General features: G+C 43.6%; 21 protein-coding genes. 6 read left to right on the top strand and 15 right to left on the bottom strand.

What is annotated here, in order from left to right; genetic code table 11:
• Positions 1-37 precede the first annotated feature (37 nt).
• Entirely contained in the window at positions 38-388 is a 351-nt protein-coding gene (locus ACEN82_RS01510) for a Spx/MgsR family RNA polymerase-binding regulatory protein (RefSeq protein ID WP_110585677.1), read from the top strand.
• 42 nt (positions 389-430) lie between these two features.
• Here the strand turns inward: ACEN82_RS01510 and ACEN82_RS01515 are convergent, their stop codons facing one another.
• Together ACEN82_RS01515 and ACEN82_RS01520 are read right to left on the bottom strand one after the other, a co-directional pair.
• Entirely contained in the window at positions 431-703 is a 273-nt protein-coding gene (locus tag ACEN82_RS01515) for a hypothetical protein (RefSeq protein ID WP_413321927.1), read from the bottom strand.
• Positions 690-917: a hypothetical protein gene (locus tag ACEN82_RS01520; RefSeq protein ID WP_413321926.1), complete on the bottom strand. Its 228-nt coding sequence runs from the start codon at positions 915-917 to the stop codon at positions 690-692. The genes ACEN82_RS01515 and ACEN82_RS01520 overlap by 14 nt, the downstream gene beginning before the upstream one ends.
• 190 nt (positions 918-1,107) lie before the next feature.
• Between ACEN82_RS01520 and ACEN82_RS01525 the strand changes: the two genes are divergently transcribed.
• From ACEN82_RS01525 to ACEN82_RS01535, 3 genes are all read left to right on the top strand, one after another.
• Positions 1,108-3,099, top strand: a complete 1,992-nt coding sequence (locus ACEN82_RS01525) for a M1 family metallopeptidase (RefSeq protein WP_413321925.1) — start codon at positions 1,108-1,110, stop codon at positions 3,097-3,099.
• Between the two features lie 218 nt (positions 3,100-3,317).
• A complete protein-coding gene (locus tag ACEN82_RS01530) occupies positions 3,318-3,635 on the top strand; it encodes an NIPSNAP family protein (RefSeq protein WP_373612634.1) in 318 nt (105 codons plus the stop codon).
• A gap of 12 nt (positions 3,636-3,647) precedes the next feature.
• Positions 3,648-5,057: an ATP-dependent DNA helicase gene (locus ACEN82_RS01535; RefSeq protein ID WP_413321924.1), complete on the top strand. Its 1,410-nt coding sequence runs from the start codon at positions 3,648-3,650 to the stop codon at positions 5,055-5,057.
• Between the two features lie 320 nt (positions 5,058-5,377).
• Here ACEN82_RS01535 and ACEN82_RS01540 read toward each other — a convergent pair whose 3' ends face one another.
• Both ACEN82_RS01540 and ACEN82_RS01545 read right to left on the bottom strand, forming a co-directional pair.
• Positions 5,378-6,112, bottom strand: coding sequence for a LytR/AlgR family response regulator transcription factor (locus tag ACEN82_RS01540; RefSeq protein ID WP_413321923.1), 735 nt, complete (start codon positions 6,110-6,112; stop codon positions 5,378-5,380).
• Positions 6,109-7,224 carry a sensor histidine kinase gene (locus tag ACEN82_RS01545; RefSeq protein ID WP_413321922.1) on the bottom strand — a complete coding sequence of 372 codons (1,116 nt, stop codon included), beginning with the start codon at positions 7,222-7,224 and terminating at the stop codon, positions 6,109-6,111. The genes ACEN82_RS01540 and ACEN82_RS01545 overlap by 4 nt, the downstream gene beginning before the upstream one ends.
• A 236-nt stretch (positions 7,225-7,460) precedes the next feature.
• Here ACEN82_RS01545 and ACEN82_RS01550 point away from each other — a divergent pair, with 236 nt between their 5' ends.
• A complete protein-coding gene (locus ACEN82_RS01550; protein WP_495644061.1) occupies positions 7,461-7,772 on the top strand; it encodes a hypothetical protein in 312 nt (103 codons plus the stop codon).
• Between the two features lie 417 nt (positions 7,773-8,189).
• Here ACEN82_RS01550 and ACEN82_RS01555 read toward each other — a convergent pair whose 3' ends face one another.
• The 4 genes from ACEN82_RS01555 to ACEN82_RS01570 form a co-directional block, all read right to left on the bottom strand.
• Complete coding sequence (locus tag ACEN82_RS01555; RefSeq protein ID WP_413322937.1) at positions 8,190-9,188, bottom strand: ABC transporter ATP-binding protein; 999 nt, start codon at positions 9,186-9,188, stop codon at positions 8,190-8,192.
• Between the two features lie 234 nt (positions 9,189-9,422).
• Positions 9,423-10,253 (bottom strand): outer membrane beta-barrel protein, encoded by an 831-nt coding sequence (locus ACEN82_RS01560; RefSeq protein WP_413322936.1) that lies wholly within the window; start codon positions 10,251-10,253, stop codon positions 9,423-9,425.
• A gap of 35 nt (positions 10,254-10,288) precedes the next feature.
• Positions 10,289-11,083, bottom strand: a complete 795-nt coding sequence (locus ACEN82_RS01565) for a hypothetical protein (protein WP_413322935.1) — start codon at positions 11,081-11,083, stop codon at positions 10,289-10,291.
• A complete protein-coding gene (locus ACEN82_RS01570) occupies positions 11,067-11,636 on the bottom strand; it encodes an RNA polymerase sigma factor (RefSeq protein ID WP_090529690.1) in 570 nt (189 codons plus the stop codon). Before ACEN82_RS01570 ends, ACEN82_RS01565 begins: the two co-directional genes overlap by 17 nt.
• A gap of 141 nt (positions 11,637-11,777) precedes the next feature.
• Here ACEN82_RS01570 and ACEN82_RS01575 point away from each other — a divergent pair, with 141 nt between their 5' ends.
• Complete coding sequence (locus ACEN82_RS01575; RefSeq protein WP_413322934.1) at positions 11,778-12,080, top strand: hypothetical protein; 303 nt, start codon at positions 11,778-11,780, stop codon at positions 12,078-12,080.
• A gap of 17 nt (positions 12,081-12,097) precedes the next feature.
• On the opposite strand, the gene hemJ is transcribed toward ACEN82_RS01575, so the two are convergent.
• The 7 genes from hemJ to hemB all read right to left on the bottom strand — a co-directional run bounded on the left by hemJ (position 12,098) and on the right by hemB (position 18,791).
• A complete protein-coding gene (hemJ, locus tag ACEN82_RS01580; RefSeq protein ID WP_188833395.1) occupies positions 12,098-12,631 on the bottom strand; it encodes a protoporphyrinogen oxidase HemJ in 534 nt (177 codons plus the stop codon).
• A gap of 112 nt (positions 12,632-12,743) precedes the next feature.
• On the bottom strand, positions 12,744-13,769 hold the full coding sequence (hemE, locus tag ACEN82_RS01585; protein WP_413322933.1) for a uroporphyrinogen decarboxylase: 1,026 nt from the start codon (positions 13,767-13,769) through the stop codon (positions 12,744-12,746).
• 208 nt (positions 13,770-13,977) lie between these two features.
• Positions 13,978-14,508, bottom strand: a complete 531-nt coding sequence (locus ACEN82_RS01590; protein ID WP_413322932.1) for a hypothetical protein — start codon at positions 14,506-14,508, stop codon at positions 13,978-13,980.
• Positions 14,508-15,215: a response regulator transcription factor gene (locus tag ACEN82_RS01595; RefSeq protein ID WP_090529686.1), complete on the bottom strand. Its 708-nt coding sequence runs from the start codon at positions 15,213-15,215 to the stop codon at positions 14,508-14,510. Before ACEN82_RS01595 ends, ACEN82_RS01590 begins: the two co-directional genes overlap by 1 nt.
• An 18-nt stretch (positions 15,216-15,233) precedes the next feature.
• Positions 15,234-16,109 (bottom strand): sensor histidine kinase, encoded by an 876-nt coding sequence (locus ACEN82_RS01600; RefSeq protein WP_090529091.1) that lies wholly within the window; start codon positions 16,107-16,109, stop codon positions 15,234-15,236.
• A gap of 88 nt (positions 16,110-16,197) precedes the next feature.
• On the bottom strand, positions 16,198-17,565 hold the full coding sequence (gene hemL / locus ACEN82_RS01605) for a glutamate-1-semialdehyde 2,1-aminomutase (protein ID WP_413322931.1): 1,368 nt from the start codon (positions 17,563-17,565) through the stop codon (positions 16,198-16,200).
• 254 nt (positions 17,566-17,819) lie between these two features.
• Entirely contained in the window at positions 17,820-18,791 is a 972-nt protein-coding gene (gene hemB / locus ACEN82_RS01610) for a porphobilinogen synthase (protein WP_121233467.1), read from the bottom strand.
• Positions 18,792-18,896 lie beyond the last annotated feature (105 nt).

The raw sequence follows: 18,896 nt of genomic DNA on the forward strand, positions 1-18,896 counted from the left end.
GCTCTTTAAGAAATATCGAAAACTGTAAATTTACCACATGAAAGTTTACGGAATAACCAATTGCAATACAGTAAAAAAAGCCCTCGACTGGCTTAAAGAAAATAAAGTAGCTTACGATTTTCAGGATTTTAAAAAGCTTGGAGTAAGTACCGAAAAACTGCAGGAATGGGACACCAAAGCAGGTTATGAAAGATTTTTGAACAAACAGGGCCTTACCTGGAAACAGCTTGACCCCGCGGTTAAAGAAAGCATCAAAACCAATACCGACGCGCTACAATTATTGCAGCAAAAAACCAGTATGATCAAACGCCCGGTTATTGAGGATAATGGTTTCCTTTTCTTCGGTTTTGATGAAAAGGTTTATGCCGATCATTTTTTGGGGAAGTAAGGATTTTAGGACTTACGAAGCCTAAGGCCTCGTAAGTTTTAATTAGCTTTCAAACTCGTTTGGGTTGCGTTTGGTATGAAAAATCGAAACGACAAAAGCTGCATCGATTACGTATGGGAATTTCTGCAGCGGGGCGAAGCAAAGATCTGTATCATATCTTCTTGAATACAGTTCGGGATGGAGTTTTATAATACCTAAAACGCCCTTAAGCTCTTTTCTAAGATGTTTGGATAGGCCTTTTTGTTGTTCTTCATACCAGTCGCAAGCATCAGTAAGTTCAAGCTCGGCCCTCCTTAAAAGTTTAATTGTAGGCACTGTTCAGGTCTTCTTCTATATCATCCCAATTTCGGGCGGTTGTTTTTCCTTCTAAAAAGTCCCTTTTTGATTTGAGTAAGCCTTCAATATCTTTTTTTGAAAAAGGGAACTCATTCTCTGCGTCGATTGTATATGTTAACCCAAACCGATTTAATATTTCCTGCAATACAGGTAAATCGCTTTCGTTGGGTATGTTCACAGTTAGCGTGGTCATATTCAAATTTACGAAAGAAAATTTAGTTTATAAATATCTGTCTTTAATTCTTACTTAAATCCCCTCTGATATATAGCCTCTAAGCACGAAATCAATTCCTTAATAAATCGGTAACAATCGTTTTACCAACCTTTTGCATCTGGCTAATTTGTAGTATACTTGTTCCTTTACGCAATTTATTTGACTGAACATGAAACTAAAACTGATGGCAGGTTGCAGCCTTGCCTTTATGTTGGCCGCAGGGATGAGTTATGCCCAGCAGCCAGCGCCTACCACCACACTCCCCGCCGGTTCTGTTTACGATTATCACGAAACTTTCGGTCCCGGGTTTTACACTAAGAATGGTACTGAGTTCCGGGCGGCAAGCGGTGAGCCGGGATATAAATACTGGCAAAACCGTGCCGACTATCAGTTGGCTGCCAAACTGAACGATCAAACCAATGAAATTACCGGTTCGGAAGTTTTAACGTATACCAATAACAGTCCGCAAACATTGGGCTTTATGTGGATGCAGCTTGATCAGAACCTTTTTAAGCTCGATTCAAGAGGCACAGCTATCGTTCCGCCAGCGGGTAGCCGTAACTGGGGCCGTGGCGAAGCATTTGATGCTGGTTATAAAATTAAGTCGGTAAAAGTTGCCGGCTTGAAAGGCGAATATGTTGACGTTAAATTCCTGATCACCGATACCAGGATGCAGGTTTTCCTTCCGAAAGAAATTGCCGCCAACGGCGGTCAGGCTAAATTGAAAATTGAATACTCATTTGTGTCGCCAAACTATGGGTCAGACCGTATGGGCTACCTGCAAACCAAAAATGGTAAAGTTTATACTATTGCACAATGGTACCCGCGTGTATGTGTGTATGACGACGTAATGGGCTGGAACACCCTGCCGTATAGCGGCCCGGGCGAGTTTTACCTGGAATATGGTGATTTTGACCTGAGCATCACCGCTCCGGCAAACCATATCGTAGTAGCATCCGGCGAATTATTGAACCCACAGGATGTATATACCCCTGAGCAATTGAAACGCTGGGCAGCTGCCGAAAAAAGCGAAAGCACAGTGATCATCCGTTCGGCTGCTGAGGTTACCGATCCAAAATCGCGCCCTGCCGGTAAAACCCAGTTAACCTGGCACTTTAAGATCAAGAATGCCCGTGATGCTTCATGGGCTTCATCTGCAGCATTTATTATCGATGCTGCCAAGATGGACCTGCCAAGCGGTAAAAAATCAACTGCCATATCTGCCTACCCGGTTGAAAGTGATGGCAACGATGCCTGGGGCCGTTCAACAGAGTATGTTAAAAAATCTATTGAGTATAACTCATCAAAATGGTTTGAGTTCCCTTACCCTGCTGCTACTGCTGTTGCCGGTATAGTAGGTGGTATGGAATATCCAGGCATTGTTTTCTGCGGAGCTAAAGCCAAAAAAGCAAGCCTTTGGGGTGTAAACGATCATGAATTTGGGCATACCTGGTTCCCGATGATCGTAGGCTCAAACGAGCGCATGTACGGCTGGATGGACGAGGGTTTTAATACGTTCATCAATACGCTATCGACAGCTAACTTTAATAACGGCGAATACAAAAGCACCCGCGTGCCGGATATGCACACTATCGGTGCTTTCTTTACCAGGCCCGACCTTGAGCCTGTTATGAGCCAGCCGGCCAACCTTAAAGAAAAAAATACCGGCACCCTGCTTTATTCAAAACCAAGTGCCGGTTTAGTATTGCTGCGCGAGCAGATCTTAGGTCCTGAGCGTTTTGATTTCGCCTTTAAAACCTACATTAACCGCTGGGCATTTAAACACCCAACTCCCGACGACTTTTTCCGCACGATGGAAAATGCAAGCGGCGAAAACCTGCAATGGTTTTGGAGAGGCTGGTTCCTGAACGACTGGCGTTTGGATGTTGCTGTAAGCGATGTAAAATATGTTGATAACGATCCAACCAAAGGCTCGCTGATCACTTTAGATAACCTGGGTAAAATGGCAATGCCGGTTATCCTGGAAGTTAAAACCAAAGGTGGTAAAGTTGACCGCGTAAAACTGCCGGTTGAAATTTGGGAGCGTTATGCGTCATGGACATTTAAATATCCATCAACTGAAGAAATTGAATCGGTTACTTACGATCCTGATAAAGTATTACCGGATTACAATCCCGAAAATAACGTTTGGAAAAAATAATCTTATAAATCTCTCCTGAAGGGGAGATCAGTGAACGGCGACAAGATATCTTGTCGCCGTTTTTGCATTAAGCGTCCCTTGCCTGGTCTCCAATAGCGATAAGTGCCCCTGCTTACAATGCTAAACACCATACTCAGGAACGACCAGTTTTAAACTTGTTTTTCAGTCATATAGCCTCTGCAGTTTTTTGTAAATTGCATATTAATAAACTGAAACCCATGGGACAGATTGTAATTGTTGCCTATAAACCTAAACCAGGCAAGGAGGAGGCATTGAAACAACTAATGAAAACGCATATACCGCGCCTGAAACAGGAAGGACTGGTGACCGACCGCAAATCCATCATTATGGAAGCTGCCGATGGCACCGTCATTGAAGTTTTTGAATGGTTGAGTGCCGAGGCTATTGCAAATGCCCATCATAATAAAGCAGTGCAGCAAATGTGGAGCGAATACGCTGAGGTTTGTGATTATGTGCCGTTGAGTACTTTGAAAGAGGCCCGGGATATGTTTGCCGGTTTCGTGCCGGTTAATTAAAGAAGGATTCCTGTGCCGATTAATTTAAATACAGATCAAAAGGCAGCCTTTAAGGCAATCCAAAAATTTCTTGACCATCCGGCTGCCGATGTTTTTGTGCTGAAAGGATATGCTGGTACCGGTAAAACCTTTTTGATGCAGCACATTGCGCAATGGCTTAAAGAAAAGGAAAAGAAGTTTTGCATGCTGGCGGCAACGGGCAGAGCTGCTACAGTTTTAAGGGGCAAAACTGGTTTCTCCGCGTCAACAGTTCATGGCGAATTATATAATTTTGATAAAATAGACGGCCTTGACGAGGAAACACTGGCCGAAAGTTCGGCGCCACGTATGGCCGGACAAATGACCATGCAGTTTTCAACCCGCACTGCCGATGCTGAAACCACCATTTATATTGTTGATGAGGCTTCGATGCTTTCAGGCACGTTGACTGAGGGCAATGGCTTCGCGGTTTTTGGCTCGGGAATCCTGTTGCAGGATTTTTTCCAGGTAGCTAACAAGAGCAAGATCATTTTTGTTGGCGATCCCTGTCAGTTGCCCCCCGTCGGGCAAAGCTTTAGCCCAGCGCTTGATACAGACTGGCTGGCCAAAAATCAGCGTTTCCCGGTATCTGTTAAACTCTCAAAAATAGAGCGTAATAAAGATGACAACGATATTCTGGTTTTGGCGGCGGCTATCCGCACGATGAGCGAAAGCCGGGAGCGCATCAAATTTCCAAAGATCCCGGCATCAAACCTCAACAATGTAAAACTTCACGCTACAGACGATGTTATGTTTAACCTGTACGCGGCAAATTATAAGGCGGCCGGCCCCAATAGCTGCCTGGCTATAGCACGCAGCAATAAAAAAGTTCAAATGATAAACCGGGATATGCGACGCGAACTTTTTGGTTCGGGATATGTGCCCCTGCAGGTAGGCGATGTGCTGCTGGTAACACAAAATAATTATTCGGTACCACTCACCAACGGCGATTTTGTAATTGTAAATGAGCTTGAAGAAACCGAACAAAAGCTGGGCATGAAATTTCAAAAAGTGTTGGTTACCGCGCTGGCTTCGGGGAAGGAGTTTAAGATGCTGCTTTCTTTAGATGCGCTTGAAAGCTTAAAGGGAAATCTCACTAACGATCAATCCAAAGCGCTGATCATCGATTTTAATGACCAGATGAAGGCAAAAGGCATTTCTCAAAAAAGTGAACAGTATAGGGAAGCCATGCGCGAAGACCCTTATCTCAACTGCCTTAAAGTTTCGTACGGCTATGCCGTAACCTGTCATAAAGCCCAGGGTGGCGAGTGGAACAATGTTTACCTCTTTTTAGATAAAAGCATGTACGGTTCACCATACTATGAACTTTGCAAATGGTGGTACACTGCCGTTACCCGTGCAAAAGATGAATTGAATTTGGTAAATGACTGGTGGGTTGCGTGAGTTTAAAAAAAAGTTATTGCGAGTATCCATTAGGGAAACCCTAAAAAAAATGTAATGACATGTAAAATATATTTTAACGGTGTTGCGCGCGGGCCGCATTAGGGATTGCAGTGTAAAGCCCGGAGCGCGTAAAGGGGTTGCGGGCGGGAAAGGCGAGGACTTGCAACGGAAAGCCCGGGCCGCAGGCAATGCCCATGTTATAAAATCCATCAAGAAAAATACACTTAATAATCAATGATTTACAATCATGAGCTCCCTGCGGTCGGTTGTCTTCGTACCTGGCAATGACGCTTTTATTATTAATAGAATTTTAAGACACTTCACCCCATCTGCAACCGTTCACTCTTCAGCTTTTTCTGTACATCCTGCTTATAGTTGCGGCCGATAGGCAGCTCATGCCCGGCAACATCCATGCTATGGGCATAAAAAGAATCTATTTTGTTTAAGGCAACTATAAACGACCGGTGGATGCGTACAAACCTGTTCTCAGGAAGCATTTCTTCGAGCAGGCTGATCTTTTGCCTGGTAATGTGGACCTGGTTATTTACGGCCACTACTTTAACATAATCGCGCAGGCTTTCTATCCATAAAATATCATTGATATTAACCTTAATTGTTTTGCGGTCTACTTTAAGATAAATGAACGTATGCGTATCACTTACAGGCTCTTCATGGGTAATCAGGAGTTTGCCCTTATGCTCGTTTAGCTGATAAATCTTGTCGACCGCCCGCAGGAAACGCTCAAAAGAGATAGGCTTTAAAAGGTAATCAACCGCGTTGAGCTCAAAACCATCAAGAGCGTATTCGCTGTAGGCGGTGGTGAAAATTACTTTAGGCGGGTTCTTGAGGCTTTTCAGCAGATCGGTACCTTTTATTCCCGGCATCTGAATATCCAGGAACATCAAATCGATAGGTTTTTGTTGCAGCAGGCGAAACGCTTCAATGCCGTCATTACAGGTGGCGGTAACCTCCATCTCGCTGAAGCGCGCAAGATAGTTTTTCAATACCTCAATGGCATGTGGCTCATCGTCGACTATAAGTGTGCGGATTTTCATGCGGTTACCATTTGTTGTGCAGCAGATTGTTTTATGATTTTCAGGTCGAGATCAAGCGCTACAAAAAAGGTATCTTCTTCGTTCACGATCTTCAGCCGTGAGGTATGAGGGTACAGCAGGTTGAGCCTTTTGGTTACGTTCTTTAGCCCGATATGCCCCGGCGTATAGCCTTCTTCAACGGTATGTTCGGGCTTGCTGTTGGCTACTTTTAACTTGAAGTGGTTTAGTGTAACACTTATATCAATATTGATCCAGGTAGCGCCTACCTGCTCGCTGGTGCCGTGTTTAAAAGCATTTTCGATAAAAGGTAAAATGAGCAGCGGGGCTATAGTTTTATCTTTCAAATTACCGGTAATGGTAAAGTTAATGTCGATGCGGTCTTCATAGCGAAGTTTTTCGAGCTTTACATATTGCTGCATCATAAATACTTCCTTCTCCAAAAGCACTTCATTATCTGAGCATTCATAGAGCATATAGCGCAGCAGGTCCGACAGGCCAATTATAGCCTGCGGCGATTTGGGCGAATTATTAAGACTTAACGAATAAAGGTTATTAAGTGTATTAAATAAAAAATGCGGATGTACCTGGGCTTTCAACGCGTTGAGTTCGGCTTCTAATGCCGCCTGCTTGCGCTCATACCACATTTTAAAAAGTTTAATAGCAAGTACAAACCCGGTAAACAGGTTAGTCCCTTTAAATGAATTTACCAGGCTTTGCCCATCTGTTAATTGCTCAAAAAACGGACGTTGGGTTGAGGCGATATAACCGGCATCTGTTACGTGCATCACCCTGATCAGGTAGGGCGCAACAAAAAGGATTCCGATGGTACGGCTGATAAACATACATGCAAAAACAAGCGGTACCAGCATCATGAAAAACATCACATATCGTTTTTCAAAAACGTATTTGGGCACCAGCCAGTAAGCAATGGCATAGTAATAAGCTATTTGTATGGGCATGTACAAAAGGTTATTGCGTAAGGATACCCAAAAATTGGTCTGGAACGAATAAAGCGTGGTGATAAAAAACGATACAATTACCCAAAATATCACGTGCTGCCAAAAGCGCGGCAGCTTTATATTATTGAGCAGGAGATCGAAGCCGGTATTCATATAGCTAATTTACTGTAAAACAGTTTAATTGGGCGGCTTTTAGGATAAAAGTGCGACAAACTGCAATCATTTGATGACGAACTACCTGGAGTAAGGCTGCTTCGGTACGTTTTTTAGGTTGGATGTTTATTTGTCGTATGAAAATGCGGTTAATCGTAACTGGCGGGTTGTGTGCCTATGCTATTTTCATGCCATTTTACGAGCCCTTAATTTTAGTTTATATTAAAAATAACACCATGAAAAAGTTAATTATCACAGTTTGTATCCTGGCATTTGCAGCAGTTGCGGTGCAGGCTCAAAATAAAATAACAAACGTACACGGTTTTTGGGTAGTTGAACACAACATTAATTTGCCCCGCGTGCAAACCATTAAGTTTTATAACGATAACAATAAGCTGATATACGAGGAAACAGTTTACAGCAAACTCAACATTAAAAAGAAAAAGACCCGCCTGGCGCTTGATCAGGTCCTTGACAGGTTGAACGAGCGCACTGCCTATGTTGAAAGTAAAAACCTGGTAATGCTGAGCCTTGATTTAAGGCATTAAGATCTTTTTTAAATATACGTTTAAAAACCGGTTGCCAACGCGAGGTATGGCTCCGGTTTATTTTTTGAATCCTTTTTTCTTAAATCTAACCGTCTTGTGTCTTCAGTTCCCCGTCAGCAGGTAAGCTTCGGGCGAAACCGGGCAGAACAATGCCGGCCTGTGCTGCTGTAGGGGCATAGAAAGTTTTTGCAGAAACGGGGACAACGAGCGAGCGAAGCACGGCAAAATAATTGCAGCCCGTGGTTATACCCGGTTTGCAGGGCAAATGCCTTGAGCGCAAAGAAGCCTATCTGCTGACTTGATTTTTGGTTCTTTTTATCAAGAAAAAGAACAAAGCCAACCCGCGGCGAATGAGCGGGCCGATATCAGTTAACTACAACTAAATATCTTGCTTGCCTTGTAAGCCTAATCGTAGGATTAATACTCCAAATACTTCTCAACCCGTACTGCTACCAAATCTCCCTCGGCATACTTTCCGGTTTCCTCGCTCAAAACCCGTAGGGTAATATCTTCATGCCTAAGGATCAAATCCTCATAAAAACCTTTAAATAACACCTGCTTAACAACCCAGCTCCTGGTAGCTGCTATTAACTTAATTTTGATCTGCTCGGGATAAACAACCGCATATTCTTTGGTTATGTCAATGCCGCAAAAACGGGCCTCATGAGCGGTTAGTATGTTGCAGTTGGTAAGTAATTGAGCTGTGTAAAGAAATTTTGGATGTTTGTATAACGCCTTGGGGTTGCCATGCTCAACAATTTCTCCTTTGTTTATAACAATGAGCTCATCTGCCATCGATAGTACTTCGGCCGGGTCATGGGATACCATGATCACCGTTAATCCGGTTTCTTTAACTATCTGCCTGATATCATGCTGTAGGCCTTCCCTGAACGAAGTATCAACCTGGTTAAAAGGTTCATCGAGCAATAATACCTGGGGATGAGTAACGATGGCGCGGGCAATGGCTACGCGTTGCTTTTCGCCGCCGCTTAGGTCGGCCACACGCTTATCAGCCATGTTGAACATATTGAGCTGTTTGAGCACCCTTTCAGTTTTCTCCTGTTTGGCTTTGAGATCTGTTGCCGGCAGCATAGCCGCCACGTTATCCCAAACTTTGGCAAATAGGTTAAGATCATCGGTATGCTGGGTTACCATTTTCATGGCATCATGACCGGGGATCAGCTTTTCTTCGGGCCCCCAAATGCGTTCGCCCTTAAAGTAAACAGCGCCCTCATCGGGCGAGAGCAAGCCATATAGCAATCTCAGTAAAGTACTTTTACCACTGCCGCTTTCGCCAATAATGGCGGTGATTTTGCCCGGCTCAATAATGAGCCCGGTTTTTTTTACACCGGCCTGCTGCTTTCCCGGGTATATTTTACTTATGGCAACTGCCTGCAAAAAAGGAATCTCTGACATCAGGGGCAAAGATAAACCGTTGATGGTTATGATTACGCTGATTGCGTTGATTTCTTTTTCTGGGATTACACCGATTGCTTTTATGATTACACCGATTTTTTGGGGATTACATAGATTTTATTGATTTCACCGATCATTTTCGAGATGAGAGTTCGCTTGAAGATTATCAAATCATCTTAATCATTTACAATCAAAAATAATCAGCGAAATCAACGTAATCACCTAAATCAGCGGTCAGAAGCCAAAAGTCAATCCAAACGAGAAGTTTCTCAAGCCTTCTTGATCCGGGCTGTTTTCAAACATGTCGTTAAAGTAATACTTGGCGTATAAGCCCATAATGCCGTAACCCATGCGTACGAATACGCCTTTGCGCAGTTTGGCAAAATGATAGTCGTCATTGAATTTTTGCTTGCCATTTTCCTCGCTGATTTGTTTTACGCGGCCGTTAAGCAAGATGCCAATCTCCGGACCGGCAACTAACCTGAAATAATTCCCCCGGTCATCTTCATGGCTGCGGTAATAGAACGATAGCGGTATGCGAAGGTAGGTTGATGAAAAACGGTTTTTGCTGAAATGGATACTGTCCTGAACGTAGGTGAGCACCGGCGCGTTACGCTGTATGGTGATATCATTACGTAAGCGGATATGGGTCCAGTCGAAACCGCCGGATACATAAATTTTGAAAGCACTGTTAAACCGGTAACCAAATTGCAGTACATCAAAACCAAAGTTGCTTGTTTTCCACTGGCGGTAACTTAAAAATTTGTTTTTGTCAGATAGGGTAAAACTGCCATTGTCAATCAGCGTAGCAAAACCAAGGTCGATCCTTGAAAAGGTTACCCCAAAGGAAAATCCAGGTGCCTTGTGGGCATGGTAGGTAGTATCAGGCTCATCATTATTAATGTTAACCTGGGTTACGTCATCGCCAAAGCCAAGTTTTACTTTAACATGCTTTTTATGCGTAGTGGTATCGGTGGTGTTTTGTGCAGAATCGGCAGGTGTGCTTTGAGCAAAAGCAAAACTCACGGCAAGGCATATTGTGATGGTGAAAATAAGGCGTTTCATATGTTGTGGTATATATCTATTCGTTCGCTAAAATATTATTTGTCTTTCTCTTTTTTAACTTTAATAAAGCCCAGGTTCAGGCCTGTAATGGTAGCGTCGTCTTCATCGGTATTACTGAATTCAATTACTTTGTCTTTACGTTTATCAACAGCGGCTATCACCACGTTAAAAACATCGCCAAGGCTGCGGATGCGGTGCCTTTTTACAGATTTTGCTGTAGCAGGAACGGCATGCGGCGGTACCTGGGCTATCAATACCGGCTGTGTGTTGTCGCTGGCAATGATGGTTGATTTCGGGCTGATCCTGGCTGCTGTATCCGGGGCGGCGGCGTTAACAACAGGATAATCTGCGGCAGGCGCATTTGCTAATAATGGTTCATCTGTATGGGCGGTTACAGGTGAGGGGATAGGATTTACCGGCTGCGATACAGATGGTGTCAAATTGCTTTTTATTTGGGTTTTATTAAGTTGCGCTATAGTATTAACAGGTGCTATAACCGGATTTGCGGGTACTTTGTTTTGCGCTGGGGTTGGAGGTACCACAGGCTCAACTGTAACTGCAACGGGTTGTTTTACCGGGTGGTGGGTTTTAACTATTTCTGTTGGATGGTCATTATGTTTAACTCTTTGTTTAGGGATAAACAGGATACCTGCGGTGATCAGTAATATAACACCTGCTGCTGCGCTTAGCAAAGGCAATAATATTCCTTTACGCCTGCCGGCGTTTAATTCGGCGTTGATGCCCTGCCATACATGGGCCGACGGTTGTATCTCCAGGTCATCAAGCTTTTGTTGAAACAGCCTGTCCAGTTCCTTATCCTGCATATCCATAACTTTTGCCCTCCATTTTAGCAATTTGTTCTTTCAATATTGTACGAGCCCTTGATAACTGCGATTTAGAGGCACCCTCGGTAATGCCCACAATCTCCGCTATCTCTTTGTGCGAATAGCCTTCAAGCGCGTAAAGGTTAAATACTATCCGGTATCCTGGTGCCAGCTGCTGTATCATGCCCATCAGCACTTTTGCATCCAGGTTGGCCGCCGCCAGGGGATTAACAGAAGGTTCATGCCCTGCCTCATCAATATCTATTACCTGCATCATTTTATGATGTTTGCGATAGTATTCAATTGAACTGTGAACCATGATGCGCCTAACCCAGCCCTCAAATGAACCATCGCCCCGGTAATCATCCATTTTGTGGAAGACCCTTATAAAACCATTCTGCAACATGTCTTCGGCCTCCATGCGGTCGGTGGCATAGCGCATACACACCCCCAGCATTTTTGAGGCAAACTGTTTATAAAGCAGTTCCTGCGCCTTCCGCTCGCCGGCCCGGCAGCGGTCTATCAGTTGGTGAATGGTATATTTAGGTTCCAAAAACATCATTTATAAGTAAGATGGTAGAGTGATGCAAATGGTTGCATGGGGATGTAAATATTTTGATGAATAGTTTAAGAAGATGAATGATGATGATTTGTTGTAACTTCGGTTTACAGCTTTTGAGAAGCGCCAATAGATAAAATCATGGAATTAATCCTAAAATCGGATAACAAGCAAACCATCGCGAAGATAATCGCTTTGGCTAAAGAGCTTAATGTTATTGTAGAAGAAAAAAGTGCAGAAACTGAGAGTATAAGCCGCGAAGCGCTCAAAGAGCGGATTTTGAATTTCAGGGCTGCTTCTGAATCTTCATTTGGGGATCCGGTAGAATGGCAAAGAGCTCAAAGGGGAGATCATGAATTAGATATATCTGCGATTTTAGAAAATCAAAAGAAGTTGCTTGAACTGGAGGGGAAAATAGAACTTGACGATGAGGCTTTTAGATAAATATTAAAATCAGCTGATTATTTCTTCTCCCGATATCTTTTATAAATCTTCACCGCTATCATTAATATCACAGCCAGCGATACCAAGCCAACAACACCAAAGATCCAATTCAAAGCGCTCTTAAGCACCACAAGAAAAACAATGGCGAACAGAAAAATGGTAGCAACTTCATTCCACAAACGTAGTTGAATGGATGTCCATTTGAACACACCGTTACGCATCTGTTTTATTTTATTTTGGCAGATGAAATGATAGATCACTAAAGCCACAACAAAAGTCAGCTTGATATGCATCCATCCAAATTGAAGCCAAATTGGCTTGAGGATAAGCATCGTTGCGCCCGCTGCTATAGTAAGGTACATTGAGGGGATAGTTATGATATTCCACAACTTGCGTTCAATGATTTCGAATTGTTTAGACAATATAGTACGATCCGGCTCGGGCTTATCCTGGGCTTCGGTATGATAAATAAATAAACGTACGCTATAAAATAACCCCGCCATCCAGCAGACCACAAAAATGATATGTATAGCTTTTACGTAATCGTACATGTCAATTAATACATGTCATTGCGAGGAACGAAACAATCGCGAACTTTACAGAGCGACTTGCATAGTTCGGGATTGCCACGCTATCGCTCGCAATGACATGTTGGCTTTATTATTAATTTCTGTATTCTTTTATCACCTCTACCGCGTACTTCACATTATCAAACGGGATATCAGGCATAATGCCGTGACCCAGGTTAAAGATGAAGCCGTTTTCGCCTTTCATCCGGTCGAACAGGCGATAGATGCGTTCTTTAATTACTTTTTTATCGGCATAAAGGATATGCGGATCAAGGTTACCCTGTACTGCAATACCTGCCGGTAAACGTTTTTTGATATCTAACAGATCAACATTCCAATCGATAGAAATAACATCCGGCTTAGCCTCTGCCATCAGCGGTGCAAAAACCGAGCTGCCTTTACAGAAGGAGATCACCGGGATATCTTTACGGTTTAGTTTGCTGATGATCTCGGCAATGTAACGGTGGCTAAATTCTTTATAGTCATCCCACGCCAAAGCCTGCGCCCAACTGTCAAAGATCTGTACAGCATTTACGCCCGCAGCAATCTGCATGTTGAGGTAGTCGGCCGTCACGGCAGCTATTTTTGATAACAACTGATGGGCCATTTCAGGCTCATTGTGCAGCATCAGTTTGGTAAGTTTAAAATCTTTTGATGATCCGCCTTCGACCAGATAGCTCATTACGGTAAACGGTGCACCGGCAAAACCTATCAGCGGAATACGGCCGCCAAGGCGCTGTTGAATCACCTTAATAGCATCGGCAACATATTGCAGCTTATCAATAACATCAGTTTGCAGGTTATCGATATCGGCTTGTGTACGTACGGGATTGGCAAACAGCGGACCAACACCTGCGTTGAAACTTAGGTCGCCGCCCATGGCTTCACCCGTTACCAGGATATCTGAAAATAAAATCGCACCGTCAATCCCTAACAGATCAACCGGTAGCATGGTAACATCGGCAGCTATCTCCGGTGTTTTACACATTTCAAGGAACGAGTATTTATTTTTAATGTCCCAATACTCTTTCATAAAGCGGCCTGCCTGTCTCATCATCCAAACCGGCGGGCGTTCTGTTTGCTCCGAAAATGCCGCTTTTATTAATAACGAATCTCTCATATTTTATGTTAGAAGCAAGAAATCAAGAGTCAAGATGCAAGAAACCAAGAGTCAAGATGCAAGAAAAAAAGAATCAAGAAGAGAACCGGTCTCTTTTTTTCTTATTTTCTCGCCTGATAGCTCTTTTCGTCTTGCCTCCTTACTCTTTCCTCCCGTCTCTTTATCTTATTTCTTGTATCTCGACTCTTATAGTCTTGATTCTCGTTTCTTACTGTCTTGATTCTTTCTGAAGCTCCTGCTGAAGTCGGCTTATCACTTCCCTCATTTTGGCAGTTATTTTTTCTTTATGTTTTTCAGTTAATTGCAGATAGGCCTGGGCTTTTTCAAAATTACCGCGCCTGATGCTGATATTGGCCACACTAACCAAAGCGGCTACGTGGTCGTTAACCGAACGCAAGGGGTATTGTGCCGCTATTTCATAGTGCATTTCTGCCCCTTCAAAATCCTGCCTTTGCAGGCATAAACCGCCGTATATAAACTCATAATATCCCCGGCGGTTTTTGCTGAGCCATTCGGGTTTCATGATCTCGTTTAATGAGGCAGCAGTTTTATCATAATCCTTTACATGAAAATGTTTGGATGCTACAACCAACGTACCCTGCCTGAAATAATCCCAGATAAGCAGGATGATCATCATAGCTGCAACTGCCGCAAGTTCATAAATATGAAAGTATACCAATATACCTAACGACAGCAGAAATATAAACGCAATGAATATACGTGTCCTGTTACTGAACATTAATGCTGGTTATCGGTAAATTTATACCCAACACCACGAATGGAGTGGAAATAAACCGGGTTTTTAGGATCTGGTTCAAAGTACTTACGGAAGGTTAGGATAAAGTTGTCGATAGTACGGGTTGACGGATAAACGTCATAATTCCAAACGGTTTCCAGGATCTGCTCGCGCGATACGGCGTCATTACGGCGCTCAATCAACAATTTAAGCAGCATGGTTTCCTTTTTGGTAAGGGCGGTAATGGAGCCATCTTCATTAACCAGCTCAAATGAGTTAAAATGGATGGTTTTATCACCTATTTTATAGCTGTTAAACTCTTTCAGGTCTTCGCCTTTTAAGCTGCGTTTTACCAGGTTGTTCACCCTTAAAATAAGCTCCTCGAGGTTAAACGGTTTGGTAAGATAATCATCAGCACCTTTTTTTAAGCCCGAAATCTTGTCCTCATTGGTGTTTTTAGCCGTAAGGAACATGATAGGTACTTCGGTATTTTCAAGCCTGATGGTTTCGGCGACAACAAAGCCGTCAATTTCGGGCATCATTACGTCCAGTATCACCAGGTTAAAACGTTCTTCCTTAAATAGCTGTAAAGCTTTTTTGCCGTTTTTAGCCGGAGTTACCTTATAGCCTTCCAGCTCAAGGTTAAGCTTAATTGCTTCTAACAAATGCTCTTCGTCTTCGGCCAATAAAATCCTTTTTTTGTTTGGCATATTATTCATTGTCTTAATTTAGGTTAGTCCAAATGTAACTTCAAAAATACTACCAGCAGGGCGGTTATCTTTAACCCTGATGCTGGCCTGGTGTTTATCCAACACCTCCTTAACAATATAAAGGCCCAGTCCGGTGCCCTTTGTGTTACGGGTTTCTTCACTGCCTACGCGGTAAAAACGGTCGAAAATCCGGGTTTTCTCCTCGTCGGCTATGCCGATACCATGATCAGATACCTGCAAATAAACTTTATCATCTTTCGAAAACAGCTTTACCCCAACCGATGAGCAGGGGCTTGAATATTTTACGGCGTTTTCTATTAAATTGGTTACTACCGATGTCAGGGCAAATTTATCGCCCACAATCTCCACCTTAGGCTCAATCTCGGCTTCTATGATCTGCTGGTTGCAATCGCATTTGGAGATCTGCAGACGGTTAACAATGCTGTCAACCAAAACCGAAAGGTTAAAGCTGGCCTTAGGGAAACTATATGAGCGGTTTTCGATCTTAGATGCAAGCAGCATATTCTCAACCATATCGTCCAGTCGCTCTACATCATTTAACGATTTTTCAATAAAATCAAGAAGCTGTTCTTTGGTGAGGTGACGTTTCTGAATAGTTTGCAGCAGGATCTTGATTGATGCCAGAGGCGATTTCAATTCATGCGTTACCGAAAGCAGGAAGTTCTTTTTCTGCTCCTGTAACCTCCGTTCTTTATTAAACGAGCGGTGCAGGTTAATGGCGCCAATTAAAAATACGGCCACAAACATGGCCCCTTCGCCCAGGATCATACCGGTACGGCGCGGTTGCAGCGTAACCAGCATATAGCCCCACCATACCAGTTCGGCAACGGCATAGGTGATGAGCGCGTAAAAAATAACAAATGACTTTTTCATATCAACCTCCTCTAAATCTTCTCCAAAGGAGGAGACTTCAAGACTTTATTTTTTTTAGTCCTCCCCCTTTGGGGAGGGTTGGGTGGGGTTATTTACCGTTAAATACTAAATCCAAACTATCAAATATAGCACGTTTTGTTTTCTCCAGGTCTGTTTTGGTATGGGCTGATGATATAAAGCCAACCTCATACCCCGACGGGCCTAAATAAATGCCCCTGTTTAACAATTCGCGGTGGAACTTTTTGAATTTTTCCATGCTTGACGAATCAATATCTTCGGCTTTACGAATATACTCTTTATCTGTAAAAGCAAACCAAAATATGGAGCCTATGCCAAACACCTTAAACTTATAATTGCGGGCGGTAGCAAAACGCTGAATGGCTTCTACGAACTCCTCTGTTTTATTGTTCAGGTCGCGGTAAAAGCCCATGCGTAAAAGCTCACTAAGCTGGGCGATACCGGCACCCATAGCAACCGGGTTGCCTGATAAGGTACCCGCCTGGTAAACCGAACCTTCCGGCGAGATATTGCTCATGATTGCTGCCGATGATCCATAAGCGCCAACCGGCATACCGCCACCGATAATTTTACCGTAAGTGATGATATCTGGTTTGATTTGGTAATAACCGGCAGCACCTTCAAAGCCAACGCGGAAACCGGAGATCACCTCATCAAATATCAGCATGGTGCCGTTTTGCGTACAGATGTCGCGCAGGTATTGCAGGTATTCTTTTTCCTGTAGCAGCAAACCGTTATTTGCCGGTACCGGCTCAATGATTACCGCGGCAATCTGGTCTTTAAATTCTTCAAAAGCTTTAGCTAATGCTTCCTTATCGTTAAGTGCTACTACTATGGTTTCATCAGCGACTGATTTAGGCACGCCGGCCGATGAAGTCTCACCAAAGGTAACCAGACCCGAACCAGCTTTTACCAATAAAGCATCAGCATGCCCGTGATAGCAGCCTTCAAATTTCAGGATCTTATCGCGGTTGGTATAACCCCTTGCTAACCTGATGGCCGACATTACGGCTTCGGTGCCTGAGCTTACAAAACGGATCTTTTCAATAAACTTGTTGTTTTTCAGGATCAGTTCTGCCAGTTCATTTTCCAATGCGGTAGGTGCGCCAAAGCTCATACCGTTTTGCATTACCTCGGTAACTTTTTCCCTTACTTTAGCATTGTTATGTCCCAGAATAAGTGGTCCCCATGAGCAGCAGTAATCGATAAATTCGTTACCGTCGGCATCCCAGATATGGCTCCCATCGCCCTTTTGAATAAACAGCGGCGTGCCATAAACAGACTTGAAAGCCCTTACCGGTGAGTTAACCCCACCCGGAAAATACGTTTGCGCCTTAGCATAAAGTTCAGCCGATTTTTCGCGACTGATATCGGGCTTGCCCGTAGTATTTACCGGTTCATCCTCTGCAGAAAACATCTTTTTTATTGAATCGAACATTTTTATTTATAAGCTTAAAGCAGAAAGCCAAAGGCTTAAAGCTGTTATCAAGTTATAGGGCCTAAGGCCTTTCTTAAATAATTAAAATCACAGTCATGCTGAACTTGTTTCAGCACCCCACTCGCTAAGCAATCATGCTAAGCAAAGCGGCTACCTGTCCTGAGGGATGCCGAAATAGATTCGGCATGACGGTGGTGGTGATAGTGCTTAGCCTCTACCTTTCGCCTTTAACCTTTTCCCTTTCACCTCAAAACCTACAGCCACTTATTCTCCAAAACCTCTTTGGCATGGTAGGTTAAAATAGCAGTTGCACCGGCACGGCGGATACTGGTAAGCACCTCGGTGATGGCACGCTGCTCGTTTAGCCAACCACGTTGTATAGCAGCTTTGATCATGGCATATTCGCCGCTTACGTTGTAGGCCGCAACAGGCAATTCGGTATTATCTTTTATCAGTTTAATAACGTCAAGATAGGGCAGGGCCGGTTTTACCATCAAAAAGTCGGCGCCTTCCAGTTCATCCAGTTCGGCCTCAATCAAGGCTTCGCGCTGGTTGGCGGGGTTCATCTGGTAAGTTTTTTTATCGCCGAACTTAGGTGCCGAGTTCAATGCATCCCTGAACGGGCCATAAAATGCACTCGCATATTTAGCCGAGTACGACATGATAGACACATTGGTAAAACCATTATCGTCCAATACATTGCGGATGTAACCCACGCGACCGTCCATCATATCCGAAGGGGCAATGATATCGGCGCCTGACTGTGCATGTGCCAAAGCCATTTTACCCAAAACATCAAGCGTTTCATCGTTGAGGATCACGCCATTTTCTACAATACCATCATGGCCATCACTGCTGTAGGGGTCCATGGCAACGTCGGTTATAACGCAGGCTTCAGGGAAGTTCTTTTTTACCTCCCGGATAGCGCGCAGATACAAACTCTCGTCGCGGTAGCTTTCCGTAGCAAATTTGTCCTTCAGCTCTTCGGCAATATTAGGGAACAGGTCGAAAGAATTAAGGCCCAGTTTAAGGCAGCTTTCAATTTCGCGCAGCAGGTTATCGATAGAATAACGGAAGATGCCCGGCATCGATGCCACTTCACTTTTCTGGTTTACGCCGTCGATGATAAATAGCGGGAAAATCAGGTTAGCAGCGCTAACATGCGTTTCCTGCACCATCTGGCGGATCACTTCACTTTTGCGGTTCCTTCTTGGTCGTTGTAACATAACTTTTAGTTCATGGTTCATAGTTGATGGTTCATGGTAATTCCAGCAACTATTGCCAATTATTGTTTATAGCTCACATTGACGATTTACAGATAGCTATGATCT

This window comes from Mucilaginibacter sp. Mucisp73 (assembly GCF_059491465.1).